This window comes from Azospirillum aestuarii (assembly GCF_016632405.1).
In the GTDB taxonomy this organism is placed as follows: domain Bacteria; phylum Pseudomonadota; class Alphaproteobacteria; order Azospirillales; family Azospirillaceae; genus Azospirillum; species Azospirillum aestuarii.
This window is the reverse complement of record NZ_JAEPIV010000001.1, coordinates 995,367-1,009,386: the sequence shown is the minus strand read 5'-3', so window position 1 is coordinate 1,009,386 and position 14,020 is coordinate 995,367. Positions and strand designations below refer to the sequence as shown.

15 protein-coding genes are annotated in these 14,020 nt (G+C 68.4%); 7 read left to right on the top strand and 8 right to left on the bottom strand.

Features of this window, described 5'->3' with window-relative positions:
• Window positions 1-145 precede the first annotated feature (145 nt).
• The gene (locus tag JJL56_RS04650) at window positions 146-355 is read right to left on the bottom strand and encodes a hypothetical protein (RefSeq protein ID WP_211111747.1); all 210 of its coding nucleotides are present in this window, start codon (window positions 353-355) and stop codon (window positions 146-148) included.
• A gap of 263 nt (window positions 356-618) precedes the next feature.
• On the opposite strand from JJL56_RS04650, the gene pyk reads away from it, so the two are divergent.
• Window positions 619-2,037, top strand: coding sequence for a pyruvate kinase (gene pyk, locus JJL56_RS04645; protein ID WP_200484303.1), 1,419 nt, complete (start codon window positions 619-621; stop codon window positions 2,035-2,037).
• A gap of 105 nt (window positions 2,038-2,142) precedes the next feature.
• Here the strand turns inward: pyk and JJL56_RS04640 are convergent, their stop codons facing one another.
• Window positions 2,143-3,144 (bottom strand): aldo/keto reductase, encoded by a 1,002-nt coding sequence (locus JJL56_RS04640; protein WP_200484302.1) that lies wholly within the window; start codon window positions 3,142-3,144, stop codon window positions 2,143-2,145.
• A 133-nt stretch (window positions 3,145-3,277) separates the two neighbouring features.
• Between JJL56_RS04640 and JJL56_RS04635 the strand changes: the two genes are divergently transcribed.
• The gene (locus JJL56_RS04635; RefSeq protein ID WP_200484301.1) at window positions 3,278-4,183 is read left to right on the top strand and encodes a LysR family transcriptional regulator; all 906 of its coding nucleotides are present in this window, start codon (window positions 3,278-3,280) and stop codon (window positions 4,181-4,183) included.
• Between the two features lie 4 nt (window positions 4,184-4,187).
• Here JJL56_RS04635 and JJL56_RS04630 read toward each other — a convergent pair whose 3' ends face one another.
• On the bottom strand, window positions 4,188-4,952 hold the full coding sequence (locus JJL56_RS04630; protein ID WP_145623377.1) for a metallophosphoesterase family protein: 765 nt from the start codon (window positions 4,950-4,952) through the stop codon (window positions 4,188-4,190).
• 199 nt (window positions 4,953-5,151) lie between these two features.
• Complete coding sequence (locus JJL56_RS04625; protein WP_200484300.1) at window positions 5,152-5,841, bottom strand: hypothetical protein; 690 nt, start codon at window positions 5,839-5,841, stop codon at window positions 5,152-5,154.
• 190 nt (window positions 5,842-6,031) lie between these two features.
• On the opposite strand from JJL56_RS04625, the gene JJL56_RS04620 reads away from it, so the two are divergent.
• On the top strand, window positions 6,032-7,693 hold the full coding sequence (locus tag JJL56_RS04620) for a CorA family divalent cation transporter (RefSeq protein WP_200484299.1): 1,662 nt from the start codon (window positions 6,032-6,034) through the stop codon (window positions 7,691-7,693).
• A gap of 162 nt (window positions 7,694-7,855) precedes the next feature.
• Window positions 7,856-8,014: a DUF3309 family protein gene (locus tag JJL56_RS04615; protein ID WP_014198602.1), complete on the top strand. Its 159-nt coding sequence runs from the start codon at window positions 7,856-7,858 to the stop codon at window positions 8,012-8,014.
• 66 nt (window positions 8,015-8,080) lie between these two features.
• On the opposite strand, the gene JJL56_RS04610 is transcribed toward JJL56_RS04615, so the two are convergent.
• Window positions 8,081-8,317, bottom strand: coding sequence for a hypothetical protein (locus tag JJL56_RS04610; protein WP_200484298.1), 237 nt, complete (start codon window positions 8,315-8,317; stop codon window positions 8,081-8,083).
• A gap of 199 nt (window positions 8,318-8,516) precedes the next feature.
• Between JJL56_RS04610 and JJL56_RS04605 the strand changes: the two genes are divergently transcribed.
• Both JJL56_RS04605 and JJL56_RS04600 read left to right on the top strand, forming a co-directional pair.
• On the top strand, window positions 8,517-8,993 hold the full coding sequence (locus JJL56_RS04605; protein WP_200484297.1) for a CYTH domain-containing protein: 477 nt from the start codon (window positions 8,517-8,519) through the stop codon (window positions 8,991-8,993).
• Window positions 8,994-9,203: 210 nt separating this feature from the next.
• Window positions 9,204-9,833 carry a BON domain-containing protein gene (locus JJL56_RS04600; RefSeq protein WP_200484296.1) on the top strand — a complete coding sequence of 210 codons (630 nt, stop codon included), beginning with the start codon at window positions 9,204-9,206 and terminating at the stop codon, window positions 9,831-9,833.
• Window positions 9,834-9,917: 84 nt separating this feature from the next.
• Here JJL56_RS04600 and JJL56_RS04595 read toward each other — a convergent pair whose 3' ends face one another.
• Window positions 9,918-10,340, bottom strand: a complete 423-nt coding sequence (locus JJL56_RS04595) for a bacteriohemerythrin (RefSeq protein WP_145623383.1) — start codon at window positions 10,338-10,340, stop codon at window positions 9,918-9,920.
• A 220-nt stretch (window positions 10,341-10,560) separates the two neighbouring features.
• Between JJL56_RS04595 and JJL56_RS04590 the strand changes: the two genes are divergently transcribed.
• Entirely contained in the window at window positions 10,561-11,367 is an 807-nt protein-coding gene (locus tag JJL56_RS04590; protein ID WP_145623384.1) for a Fic family protein, read from the top strand.
• 13 nt (window positions 11,368-11,380) lie between these two features.
• On the opposite strand, the gene JJL56_RS04585 is transcribed toward JJL56_RS04590, so the two are convergent.
• Complete coding sequence (locus JJL56_RS04585) at window positions 11,381-13,069, bottom strand: CocE/NonD family hydrolase (RefSeq protein WP_200484295.1); 1,689 nt, start codon at window positions 13,067-13,069, stop codon at window positions 11,381-11,383.
• Between the two features lie 255 nt (window positions 13,070-13,324).
• Complete coding sequence (locus JJL56_RS04580) at window positions 13,325-13,840, bottom strand: adenine phosphoribosyltransferase (RefSeq protein ID WP_145624004.1); 516 nt, start codon at window positions 13,838-13,840, stop codon at window positions 13,325-13,327.
• Between the last annotated feature and the right edge of the window lie 180 nt (window positions 13,841-14,020).

The window sequence follows — 14,020 nt, the reverse complement described above, 5'->3', positions numbered from 1 at the left end:
CCCGGTAGCTCGTCAGGCTCATAACCTGAAGGTCGCAGGTTCAAATCCTGCCCCCGCAACCAAACCACCTGTTCGCCAAGGTCGGCTCCTTCTCGGAGCCGGCCTTTCGCGTTTCCAGGCCGCGGCGCTGATCACGGACCTGTGGTCATGCGATGGCACGGTCACGGATCGGCTGGTCGTTGCCCGCGCCGACAGCGAAGGCGAAGGGGTGGCCGCCCCCACCCGCGACGTTGCCGGCCTTGGCATAGGCGCGGTAAATCAGACCTCCGGCCCGGTTGGCCAGGGTCAGCGTCCGCACCCTTCTGCCGCCCGAGGTGTCGAAGCCGTGCGCATCGGCCGAATCCGTGACGGGCACCGAGCAAACGCGCGTCAAGGCGGCCTTGCATGACCGTTCGGTGACGGATCGGCGAGATCGAGGCCGCGAACGGACAGGGAAACCGGCCCGCCGGCGGCGGCTGTACCACAGCCAAGTCATTATTGCGGGCGTGGTGGTTGTCAGCGGGCTGCCACCCACCAATGTGAACGGCAGCCGGGCGGTTCCATGGCCGCCCGGTTTTCCACCGGCATGCCTGCCGTCCGACACTCCACCAAGGAGGCGGCCCAAGAGGCCGAAATTATATGCGTCGTCACCGCCGCGCGAAGATCGTTGCCACGGTTGGCCCTGCCAGCAACACGCCCGAGATGCTGAAGCGGCTGTTCCTGGCTGGCGTCGATACCTTCCGCCTGAATTTCAGCCATGGAACGCACGAGGACCACGCCAAGGTCCACGCGTCCATCCGCGCCCTCGAGGCCGAGATGGGCCGTCCCATCGGCATCCTTCAGGATCTGCAAGGACCGAAGATCCGCGTCGGCACCATCCGTGACGGCAAGATCACCGTCGCCGCCGGCGAATCGATCCGTTTCGTCCTCTCCGGCACCGATGGCGATAAGACCGCGATCCCGCTGCCCCATCCGGAAATCTTCGCCGCGGTGATGCCGGGCCACAATCTGCTGATCGACGACGGGCGCGTGCGCGTCGCCGTGACCGGGCTGGGCGATGATTTCATTGACGCCAAGGTGGTGATCGGCGGGACCATCTCCAACCGCAAGGGCGTCAACCTGCCCGACACGGTGCTGGAACTGTCGCCGCTGACCGCCAAGGACCGCGTCGACCTCGCCTTCGGGCTGGAGTTGGGCGTCGACTGGGTGGCGATGTCCTTTGTGCAGAAGCCGGCTGACCTGCTGGAGGCGCGCGGGCTGATCGGCGACCGTGCCGGGCTGATGTCGAAGATCGAGAAGCCGGCGGCGCTGGACCGGATCGACGACATCATCCGCCTGTCGGACTCGGTCATGGTCGCCCGCGGCGACCTGGGCGTCGAGATCCCGCACGAGGAGGTGCCGGGCCGCCAGAAGGAACTGGTGCGCGCCTGCCGCCTTGCCGTGAAGCCGGTGATCGTGGCGACACAGATGCTCGATTCCATGGTCAATGCGCCGACCCCGACGCGGGCCGAGGCGTCCGACGTGGCGACCGCCATCTATGATGGCGCCGACGCTGTGATGCTGTCGGCGGAATCGGCCAGCGGCGCCTTCCCGGTGGAGGCTGTCGAGATGATGGACCGCATCATCCGCAGCACGGAGCAGCACAAGCTCTACCGCTCGATCATCGACGCCTCCGACCCCGGCGAGGAGCAGACCGCGCCGCACGCGGTGGCCGCCGCCGCCGCCGATCTGGCCGAGGTGATCCACGCATCGACCATCGTCGCTTACACCTCCAGCGGCACCACGGCCGCCCGCATCGCCCGCCGCCGCCCGGCGGTGCCGATCCTGGCGATCACGCCGCACGCAGCGGTGTCGCGCCGCCTGTCGCTTCTGTGGGGCGCGCACAGCGTCCTGTCCGCTGACATCCACACCTATGAGGAGATGGTCGAGCGGGCGCTGAGCTTCGCCAAGGAGGAGGGCTTCGCCAAGCCCAACGACCAGATGGTCGTGGTGGCCGGCATTCCCTTCGCCAAGGCGGGGACCACCAACAACCTGCGCGTGGTGCAGGTTGAGGGGTAAAATCCCCGCAATGGTGCCCCCTCCCTAACCCTCCCCCGCTGCGCAGGGGAGGAGACTTAAACTCCCTCTCCCGCCTCGCGGGGGAGGGCTTGGGTGGAGCAAGGATCAGCGCCGCCTGTAGGTCTCGCTGTCCATGTGGACGAGCTGGGCCGCCGGGTAGCGCTCGCCCGCCGCGGCGCCGGGCGGCAGGGCTTCGGCCAGTTGCGCCAGATCCTCCGCCGACAGGGTGAGGTCCAGGGCGCCCAACGCCTCGGCCAGACGGTCGCGGCGGCGGGCGCCGACCAGGGGGACGATGTCGTGGCCCTGCGCCGCCACCCAGGCGATGGCGACCTGGGCGACCGAGCCGCCGATGCGCTGGGCGATCTCGCGCAGACGCTCCACCAGCGCCAGATTCCGGTCCAGATTCTCGCCCTGGAAGCGCGGGCTGCGGCTGCGGAAATCCTGGCCTGTGCGGTCCTTGCTCCAGTGGCCGCTGATCAGGCCGCGCGACAACACGCCGTAGGCGGTGACGCCGATGCCGAGTTCCCGGCAGGTGGGCAGGATGGCGTCCTCGATCCCGCGGGAGATCAGGGAATATTCGATCTGCAGGTCGCTGATCGGATGCACCGCGGCGGCGCGGCGGATGGTTTCCGGACCGACCTCCGATAGGCCGATGTGGCGGATGTAGCCGGCCTTCACCATGTCGGCCATGGCACCGACCGTGTCCTCGATGGGGACGCTCGGGTCGAGCCGCGCCGGGCGGTAGATGTCGATGTGGTCGACACCCAGCCGGCGCAGCGAGTAGGTCAGGAAGTTCCTCACCGCGGCCGGGCGGGAGTCGTAGCCGTTCCAGCCCATCTGCGGGTCGCGCAGGGCTCCGAACTTGACGCTGATCAGCGTCTTGTCCCGGTCGCGCCCGCGCAGGGCGTCGCGGATGAGCAGTTCGTTGTGGCCCATGCCGTAGAAATCGCCGGTGTCGAGCAGGGTGATCCCGGCGTCGAGCGCCGCGTGGATCGTGGCGATGCTCTCCTCCTGGTCGGCGGGGCCGTAGAAATCCGACATGCCCATGCAGCCGAGGCCGATGACCGAGCTGACGGGGCCGGCGGCCCCAAGCGTGCGCTGTTCCATGTTCCTGTTCCTCTCCGTCCGTTGCGGCGCCATTTCAGCGCCGCCTTGCCCTGGATGATGACCTGACCTCATTGATCCGATAAGCTGGACAATGCCGAATGGGCTGTTCACTTCCTCGAACAATCGGATGGGAATGGACGACACCGACCTGCGCGACCTGCAAGCTTTTGCCGCCGTCGCCCGCCACCGCAGTTTCCGCCGCGCGGCGCTGGAACAGCGCGTGTCCGTCTCCAGCCTCAGCCAGCGGATGCGCGAACTGGAGGAGCATCTCGGCGTCCGCCTGCTGAACCGCACCACGCGCAGCGTCGCCCCGACCGAGGCCGGGGAGCAGCTTCTCCGCCGGCTGGAACCGGCGCTGGGCGAGGTGGCCGGCGCCCTGTCCGACCTGCGGGAACGCCAGGGCCGCCCAGCGGGACGGCTGCGCATCAACGCGCCGGCCCCCGCGGCCGATCTGGTGCTGGCTCCGATGGTCACGCCCTTCCTGACTCGCTTCCCCGAGGTGGAGTTGGAGATCACCGTGGACATGGCGCTGATCGACATCGTGGCGCGGGGCTACGACGCCGGCGTGCGCTACGAGGAACATCTGGCGCAGGACATGATCGCGGTGCCGCTCGGTCCGCCGCAACGCTACGTGCTGTGCGCAGCGCCGTCGGTTCTGGAGCGGTTCGGCGTGCCGGAGCGGCCGGAGGACCTGCTGGGCAAGCCGACCGTTTCCGTCGTCTACGCCAGCGGCGCCCACCCGCCCTGGGAGTTCGAGCGGGACGGGCGCGTCGTGCGCGTCCAGCCGGGCGGCCCCTTCCATGCCGGCCATGTCGGCGTCCAGATCCGCGCGGCCCTGGACGGGCTGGGCTTCCTGCTGACCTTCGACGGCTATGTGGCGGACCACATCGCGTCCGGCCGCCTCGTCGCCGTGCTGGAGGAATGGAGTCAGAGCTTCCCCGGCCCCTTCCTCTACTACCCTTCGCGCCGCCAGCCGCCGGCGGCGCTGCGCGCCTTCCTCGACTTCCTTAAGGACTGGCGCCGGCAGGCCGCGCCGTAAGCGGTCAGACGGTGCAGAGGAAGCGGCGCTCCCCGCCTTCCAGGACCAGCGCGGTCAGCCGGTTGGAGGCGTAGGCGCCGGTGTCGATGCCGATGCGGTTGGAGCGGACGTCCGGCTGCTCGACGATGGTGTGGCCGTGCACGACGAGCTTGCCGTGGTCGAGATGGGAGGTCAGGAACTCCCGCCGGATCCACAGCAGGTCCTCGTCGCGCTGGCGGTGCAGCGGCAGGCCGGGGCGGATGCCGGCATGGACGAACAGGTAGTCGCCGATGGCGACGCTGGAGCGCAGCCCGGCCAGGAAGGCCCGGTGATGGGGCGGCAGAGCGGCGGCGAAGCGCTGGCGGGCCTCCTCCACATGCTCCGGCGGGGCGTCCTCGACGGGGGCCGGAACGCCGTAGCTGGCCAGCGTCGCCCGTCCGCCATACTCCAGCCAGTCCGGTCCGGCCTCCGGCTTCTCGATGAAGTCCATCATCGCGGCCTCGTGGTTGCCGCGCAGGTGGATGGCGCCGAAGCCGGGCAGGGGCTCCCGGCACAGCCGCTCGATGACCATCGCGGAATCCGGACCGCGGTCCACATAGTCGCCGAGAAAGACCAGATACTTGACGAGGTCGGCACCGCTCGTCGCGTCGCGGTCGATCTGCGCCAGCAACTGGTCCAGCAGATCCAGGCGCCCATGGATGTCGCCCACCGCGTAGACGCGCACGCCCCGCGGCACGAGGCTCGCGGCGGGTTCCGGGTCCGACCACAGTTTGCGCGCAAAGCCGAACACGCTCCGCTCTCCTCCGTCATCGATGGGTGGGTCCTGCCTTGACAGGATGGGGATGACGGCGCGCGTACTCAAGTCGGACAGCCGCTTGCCCGGGCCGCCTTCACCGAATTCATCCACATGGGGCGAGTCGGACTGGAAAGAGCGGGTGCGGTCAAGCGGCCGAAGTGGTTACCCCGAACGGCATTCCCTGGCGGCGCCGTCAGGAGCCGGGCATGGCCCGGTCCAGCGCCTCCAGCAGGCCGCCCAGCCGGAACTCCACCGTCCGCCGGTCGAGCCGCGGCCAGTGATAGACCTGGGTCGCACCGCTCGCCTGTCTCTGGAACTCCAGCCGCAGCGGGCGATCCGAGCGGATCAGCGGCATCAGGCGCTCCATCGGTCCGCAGGTCAGGCCGATGCGCCGAGGCTCCTTGATCGCGGCGAAGCGCTTCAGCATTTCCGGCCCGGCGTTCTCGTCGGTGATGGCGCCCTCGGCCACCTGGGTCAGGAAGCGGGTGAACTCGGGCGGGCCCGCTTCCGGTTCGGTGCCGGTCTGCGGTCCTTCATCGAGCGCATTCGCAAGATCGGAAAGCTGCCGCGGTGTGTAGAAACGCTGCGGCGGAGCGCCCTCCACTGCCAGGGTGACGGGACGGCCGAGCGCGATGGGTTCGTCGAACACGATGTAGAGGGAAGTGCAGGCGGCGTCGCGCACCGCACTGATGCTCAGTTCGCCAAGGCCGCCCCGGTTATCGGCGAAGGGCTGGACGGCGGACACGGTGCAGCGCTGCCCGTCGCCCTCCCCGGCGCAGACGGTGTCGGAGAAGGCATCGGAAACGCGGGCCTCCAGGGCCAGGGCGGACGTCGCCGTTCCCAGCCCGGCCACCAACAGGAACAGCCCGATCCGGTGCGTCATCGGCAAATGAACTCTCCTCCGGCGCATGATCTGAACGGGGGACGCTACCAGGGCCGGGCTTTCGTCCTGGTTAACGGTTCGGGGAGATGGGAATAGCGCGAAAGCCCGGCACTCCCCCCTCGGTGCCGCGTTTTCGCCGGTCCGGACTCTGCTAGGATGTGGAAAAAGAAGGATAAAGGGGAGGGGCGCCATGAACGAGAGCCCGATCCGCGTGCGCCGGTTCCGCGAAATCCTGTTGTGGCCGGTGCAGCTGATGCCGCTGAAGGCGGGCGCGCAGATCCAGAACCATTGGGAATGGCTGGGCGGGCCGGATTGCCCCTGGCAGGAGGTGGCGGACGAGTTCACCCAGGACCCCGGCCAGTTCAGCGAGCGCCATTACAGCGAGTTCGTGTCCTTCCTGCCCTATGTGCAGCGCTTCCTCTATGGCGAGGGGGAATCGCGCGACCACCGGCCCGGCTATGGCGGTTCTCCAATCCGCGTCTTCCGGCGGCGCGATGTGGCGGCGCTGACGGTCACCCTGCGGCGGGGGCAGGCGCCGCTGCGCTTCGCCATCGCCCATGTCGACCTGCATTTCTTCCACGACGTCGACGTGGCGATCCTCGTGGTGGAGTTGTTCGGCGCGGATCTGCCGCTGGACCGCGTGCAGGACACACTGTTCCGGCTGGGCCGCACCTATCCGCCCGCCTGGGAGCCGGACGGCAGCGCCGCGCAATGCCCGCACCGCGTCGAATGGATCGGCGCCGACGGCGCCGTGCTCGCCGTCTCCGACTATGAGCGGAAGGGCGAGTATCTGTCCTTCGTGTGCCGCCACCGGGCGCCGCGCATCGCCGCCCATTGGTCGTTCCTTCTGCGCCCCCTGGTCCATCATCATTCGGAGGAAACCGGGCTGCTGCGTTACCGCCAGCTCGAATATCAGCGGATGCCGGCCATGGCCTATCTGTCGCTGGACGAGCCGGAACGGCTGGAACGGGCGGACTGGGTGCGGCTGGGCTTCGCCACCTCTCCTGGATTGGGACCTGGCGAGGTGATGCCCTTCGCCCCGGCCTTTCTGGAGGGCTTCGAGCAGCGCTATTGCTACGACCGTTATTGGGACCCGCGGGCGCCCGGCGCCTGGACGCGAAGCCGCATCTTGTGCTGCGGCCATTCGCTGGTCATGGTGGGGCCGGAACGCGACGCCTTCTTCACCGACGCGGAAACCGGGCTGTTGGGCCAATTCCGGCACCAGTATTTCCTGTTGGGGCTGGTCGTGCATTTCCACCGGGCGGCGCTGGTGATGCTGTCCGATCGGCTGGTGCTGGCGGTCAGCCAACTCGACATCGGCACCGTGGAATCGGTGAAGCGGTTCAAGCGTGACATCCGGCAGATGTTCGAGATCTTCCTGCGCTTCACCCACCGCTACTGGTTCCACGAACTGTCGATCCAGGGGCCGTTGCGCGACCTGTTCCGCCTGTGGGCCGGGCATCTCGGCACCGACCGCCTCTACGCCGAAGTGCGGGACGAGGTTCAGGATATGAGCGACTATCTGGACAGCGACGGGCTGCGGCGGCAGGCCAACACAGTGCTGCGGCTGACCGTGGTCACGGTGGTCAGCACCATCGGGACGTTGGTCACCGGATTCCTTGGCATGAACCTGCTCGCCATGGCCGACGACCCGCTGCCGACGCGGATTCTGTTCTTCCTGTTCGTCCTGCTGGCGACGGTGGGGCTGATCGCCTTCAGCGTGATGCGGTCGAAGCGTCTGGCCGATTTCCTGGAAGCGTTGTCGGATGAACGGCTGCCGGGACGGAGCAAGCTGGCGTTGCTGACGAAGGTGTGGGAGCGCTCTGGTCACCGCGCCGAACCGCCCTCCTGAGTGGGGGAGGCAGGTGGACGCGGGCTTCGAAAAAGAGCCGGAAGGGTAGGGCATCGCTGCCCCGAATGGAGATGACGGGCGCCAAAGAACAGGCGGGAAGCAGGAACCAGCCGGCCAAGCTCGCGTTCTTGTCAGCGAAAGCTCCACATTTGGGAGGACGCCATGAGCATCGGCACCATTCTGCTCATCATTTTGATTCTCGTTCTAATCGGCGCGGTTCCGGCCTGGCCGCACAGCCGCGGTTGGGGTTATGGCCCCAGCGGCATCCTCGGCGTGCTGCTGCTGGTCCTGATCGTGCTGCTGCTGATGGGTCGCATCTGACGGGCGAGCCATCCCGGCGACCCGATGCGGGGGCGCCGTTCCCGTTCCGCCAGCGGTCCCTGGGCGTTACGCTCTAGGGCTGCGGCCGGGACGGGAACGGCGCCCGTTCCGCATGACGAACATCAGCCAGCCGATCGGCCCCAAAATCAGCACCATCACCACCCAGCCGGCCCGCGGGCCGAAGGGACAGCGCGTGCCGGGCGGCGGACGCCACGGACCGCCGCGGCGTGACAGCATCACATGCAAAAGAGGCGCGCCGTAAACGGCGACCAGGATCAGCCAGGGTGCGAAGTCTTGTGCCATGGCGGCATGCTACCCCAGAACGGGTGGCCACTCCCACCACGGAGCGACGCGAGCGACGCCGTGGGCGCTTGTTCGGCACTGTGTCCAAATGGTAATACCGCAAGGCAGGAATGGACTTCATGCGTATGAGGCATGATTGCGCCGCAGCATGGTGGGCGATTATCCTCAGCGGCGTCCGATATGCCGAAAGGCCGATATCATGGCGGTTGAGATCGAGCGGCGTTTTCTGGTCCGGAGGGACATCCGCCCCCTGTGCCGAAACGGGCAGTCCATCGTCCAGGGCTATCTGCCGTCCGACGACGGCCGAACGGTGCGGGTCCGGGTGGCGGGGCCGGAGGCCACGCTGACCGTGAAAGGTCCCCGCCATGGTCTGTGCCGCGAAGAGGTCGAGCATGCGCTTCCCCTCGACCTCGCCTTGGGCCTGCTGCGCCACAGCTGCCGTGGCGGCTTGATCGAGAAAACCCGTTACCTCATCCAACACCATGGTCTCTGCTGGGAAGTCGACGTGTTCGGTGGCGAGAACGCCGGTCTGGTGATCGCCGAGGTCGAATTGTCCCATGCCGACCAACTCGTTCCGCTTCCCGACTGGGTGGGGGCGGAGGTCACGCACCGGGCGGCCTACAGCAACTCCGCTCTGTCACTCAGCCCGATCCGCCACTGGGTCGGCGCGGCCTGACCCTATCTCTTGGTCAAAAAGAAGCCCCGATCCGAAGGGGGACCGGGGCCAAGGCTGCGTGGATGACTGTGTGCAATGCAGCAATCCGCGTGCCAGATTGTGGGGTGACTCCGGCGATGCGCCGAAGGAGGAACGCAGCCCAGCGCCGTCCTGTTGAGAAAAGGGCCGTCCGGACGGGCGGCGGGCAACGGCGAACGGGAGTCTGACAGGATGACCCAGTACGAGAACCGATGGAAGGACGAGGCCCGCAACGCGGAAGAGGACGACCGTCGCGACGTCCGCGACCGCAACGAATTTGGGCGCGGCGCCTACGGCGCAGGCGGTTATCCCCGGAGTGACTACGAAAGCGGCGGTTCCGGCGGGCGCGATCCCAGCCGTCGCTGGGGCAGCGATTGGGGCCACGCGGGGCGCGGATGGCATCGCGACGACCGTATGAGCAATGAGGACCATCGCGACGAGCCCATCGGCATGGCGCGGGAACGCAACTTCTGGGAGCAGGCGGGGGACGAGGTCGCTTCCTGGTTCGGCAACGACGACGCCGAACGCCGCCGCCAGGAGGACGAGCGGCGCGCCCAGTTCCGTGGGCGCGGCCCGCGGGGCTACACCCGGTCGGATGAGCGAATCCGCGACGACCTGAACGACCGGCTGACCGAGGACCCCTATCTCGACGCCACGGACATCGCGGTATCCGTGTCGGCTGGGGAGGTCACGCTGGACGGAACGGTGGACGACCGCATGGCGAAACGCCGCGCCGAGGATCTGGCCGACGCCATATCCGGTGTCCGTCACGTCCAGAACAACCTGCGCCTTCGTGAACCGGGCGGTACGATGGCCTTCTGACCGTGGTCCTTAGGTACGTCTTGCCGCTGAGGCGCTGACGAAACGCCCTCGCGCCGGCCGGAGCGGGGGCGTTCGCGCGTCCGTTCAATGCGCGGCGCCGCTGCCGGCGTCTTCGGCCATGAAGGGGCAGTATTGCTTGTCCACCGACTGGATGTGTTCGATGAACCACTCCTTCAGAAGCAGGATCAGGTCGATGCGCAGCATCATCTCGTTGCTGTCGTCATCGTCCAGGGTCAGCTTGTGCACCTCGTCGATGAAATAGCGGTGCGCAGCCCGGTGGGCGTCGAGGCCGGGATATCCCTGCTGCTCCATCAGCGCCTCCTCCCGCTTGAAATGCACGGTCGTGTATTCCTGCAAGCCCCCCAGCAGCCCGGACAGGCTGGCGCGATCCTTCTCCGCGATGCCGGCCTTCAGAAGCCGATTGAACATATCGAGCAATTTCCTGTGGTCGTCGTCGAGAACTTCGACGCCGACGCTCATCGATTTATCCCAGGCAACATGTTGCATTGGATCAATCCTTCCAGAGGGCCGGGTCAGGCGAGTATAGGGGGCCGTAAATCTTGTATCGCGATGTTAAAACCGGCAGCCACGGCGGCACAAGCGGCAAAAAACCGCAGGCCGGTGGTTGCGCCGCACCCTCCTGAGCTTGTGGGCCGTTAAATGATGTGCTTCCACGCGCGCCGTCCAGGCATTATGAAAATGCACGGGATCTGCGGAGTTCGGGACGATGGCGCTGCTGGACGATATTCTGGAAAAGAAGCGGGTTCTGGACGACGCCCGGCCCATGCCGTTGACGGTGGTCCGCGATCTGGCCGACCGCTTCGAACGCGGCCTGACCTCCGCCTGCCTCCTCGCGGAGGGGATCGAGCTGTCCCCCGAGGACATCCGCATGGTGCTGGACCGCGGCGCGGTTCTGCGCAGCCGTCCGGCCGAGCCGCAGCGCCTCGCGCTCAACCACCGCGCCGCACTGGAACTGATGGCCCGCCTGTCCTTCCAGGGCGGCGGGGTGGTGACGGAGCGCACCATCGCGGCTTTCCACGGCGTGCTGTACCAGGGGATTGACACGAACGCCGGGCGCTACCGGGAGGGCGCGCTCAAGGACGACGCCGGGGCCTCCCCCGATCCGGCGAAGGTGCGGGTGTCGATGTCGGCGCTGTCGGGCTGGCTGCGCCGGACGGAGCCGGGTCCGGAGGCCGCCTTCGAGGCGCATCACCGGCTGATGAGCGTCCGCCCCTTCTTCCAGGGCAACGCCGCGACCGCGCTTCTGCTGTGCAACCTGATCCTGAACCGCGCCGGCTTCCCGCCGGTGGTGGTGACCGGGGAGGATCGCGAGATGTACACCGCGATGGTGGAGCGCGCCTGGTCGCTCGGTGACAAGACGCCGTTCCGCGACCTGATGATGCGCCTGCTCGACCGCAGCCTGAACCTGTGCCTGCGCAGCGCCGCACGCGCCCTCCGTGATTTCGATCCGGCCGACGAGGACGAGCACGGCCTTGGCGGCGACCATGAGGAAGGCTACGGCCGGCGTCTCTGACGGGGCCGGACGCTCAGCCTTTGGCCGGCAGCAGCAGGCGGGACGGGCGGGCGCCGCCGCCGTGGATGAGCAGGGTGATCGGCTGCGCGTCGACCAGCCGGGTTTCGCCCGGCTCCGCCCCTGTCCCCGGATTGACGGGGTAGGCCGGGAAGCAGGACCCGGCGAGGCTGAGGCGCAGCGCGCTTCCGGCGGGCAGCGTCGCGCAGAGGGCGCGCAAGGCCACCGGCATGGGCCGCTGCTCGCCGCCCGGCTCCACCCGCGCGTGGCCCTGACTCAGCGGCAGGACGCGCCCGTCCGGCAACACGGCGGACAGGACGGCGCTGACGTCGAAGGACGGGGCGTCGGCCTCCACCCAGATCTCCAGTGCGGCCAGACCGGACAGCGTCAGTGGCGCCGTGAGCGGGGCTGTGTCGTAGACCGCGACGTCGGGGCGGGCGTCGACGGCGGCGCGATCGCGTGGGCCGGCGTCCGGCACGGCGTGACCACCCACGGTGGGCACCGGATCGCGCGGGTCATGGACCAGCACGTCGAGGAACGCTTCGTCCGGAGCATCGTCGTGCAGGGCGCCGCCGCGCCGCGTGGCGAGTCCGTCGCTCGACAGATGCAGAGGCTGTGCGGTGGGCGGCAGGGCCGGCAGGTCGCGCCAGCGGCGTTCCAGAACGTCGAACAGACGGATCGGGCCGCCGCGCTCCGCGCCGTTCATCTCCCCTTTCAGAAAGCGCTCGAACCAGCCGAGTTGCAGGGCGTCGAAGGACGGCACGTCGAACGGCGCCCGGTCGTCACCGTGGGATTTGTCGGTCCGGGGGGCACGCGCGACGCCGTGCCGGTCCCACGGGCCGACCAGCAGGCGGACGGTGCCGTCGCTGCCGGCGGTCAGAGCCTCGTGCGCCGCAAGCGTGCCGGTCAGGCGCGGGTCGTACCAGCCGCCGATCTGGAGGACGGACACTTCCCCGACGCCGCCGGACAGGGCGTGGCGGGGAGTTAGGTCGTCCCAGCTTCCGCCAGGGCCGGGCGTGGTCAGCCAGTCGTCGTAATGGCAGTGGCGCGCGTAGTCCCGCAGCACCCGCGGGCGCGACGGAATCTCGTCGTCCAGCGGCAGGCTGCGGATCGCTTCCAGAAGCGCGCGGTAGGCCGCGCCATCCTCCAGCCGGCGGGCGGACTCCCCCGCGCAGCGCAGCGCCCAATCCATCGCGTCGGCCAGCCGGAAGGCGCCGCCCTCCGTCGCCCAGTCGGTGAACACGTCCCAACCGGCCAGCGCCGGAACCACCGCGCGCAGCGCCGCGGGACGTTCGGCCAAGGCCAGAAGCTGCGCCATTCCGGCGTAGCCGCTGCCGTACATGCCGACCGTTCCGTTGGAGCCGGGCAGGGACGCCGCCCAGGCCACCGCGTCGGCGCCGTCCTCGCGTTCCGCCTCGAAGGGACGGAAACGGCCCTCCGACGTGCCGCGCCCGCGCACGTCCTGCACCACCACCACATAACCGCGCGCGGCGTACCAGCGCGGATGCGCGTAATGGCTGGTCATCGCCGTGCGCCGCCCGCAGGCCAGACGCAGCAGCAGGGCGGGCCAGGGGCCGACCCCGTCGGGACGGTAGAGGTCGGCGTCCAGCCGCACACCGTCGCGCGTCCGCATGGAAACGGTTTCGGGAGGCCGGACGGCCAGAAGAGGCGGCTGTTCGAGAATCACCGGGGCCATATGGGTCATGGGGCGCCCTGCCGAGCAACTGTGACCGGCAACTCTCGCAAGCGCTGTGCCATGACCTGATCAAACCCTCTCTCCCCTGGGGAGAGGGCTGGGTGAGGGGGGATATGCCCGGCAGGGCGGAGAAAAAGCGCTCGTCTTGCGACGCGGACCGCCTTCGGCGCCCCCTCATCCTGACCTTCTCCCCAGAGGGGAGAAGGAACTGAGTCGCACCGCTTCCGCACAAACGATAGGCGGACGCCTTTTTGAAAGGCGCTTTTATGAATCGTAGCTCAACAGCGAGACGCTGGGCACGTCCAGCTTGTCGCGGCCGTTGAGGAAGGTCAGCTCGACCAGGAAGGCGGCGGCGCGGACGTCGGCGCCGACGCGGCGCAGCAGGCTGATCGCCGCAGCCATGGTGCCGCCGGTCGCCAGCAGGTCGTCCAGCACGACCACGCGCTGGCCGGGCTTCACGGCGTCGGCCTGAACCTCGATGGTGTCGGTGCCGTATTCCAGGTCATAGGAATGGGCGACCTTGTCGCCGGGCAGCTTGCCGTGCTTGCGCACCATGATGAAGCCGGTGCCGAGCGCCAGGGCCAGCGGGGCGGCGATCAGGAAGCCGCGGGACTCGATGCCCACCACCAGGTCCGGCTTATGCGGGCGCAGCGCTTCGGCCAGCTGGTCAACCGCCTCTTTCCACGCCTCGGCGTGAGCCAGCAGCGGGGAGATGTCGTAGAAGAGGATGCCGGGCTTGGGGAAGTCGGCGATGCCGCGGATGTGGTTCTTCAGGTCGATGGGGTTCGGCATGGTGAATAGGTTCCTGTGCAACGGCGGCGCCATACTATCGGCGCGGACCTCCGCGTGCAAACCACCGCTGTGCGGCTGTTTTTCCCCGGCTTGAGGTTGACCATCGGGGGGGCTTGCGGCCAAGTTCCTCCCCACAAGCATGAGCATCGCCGCAGGACGGCACCGGAT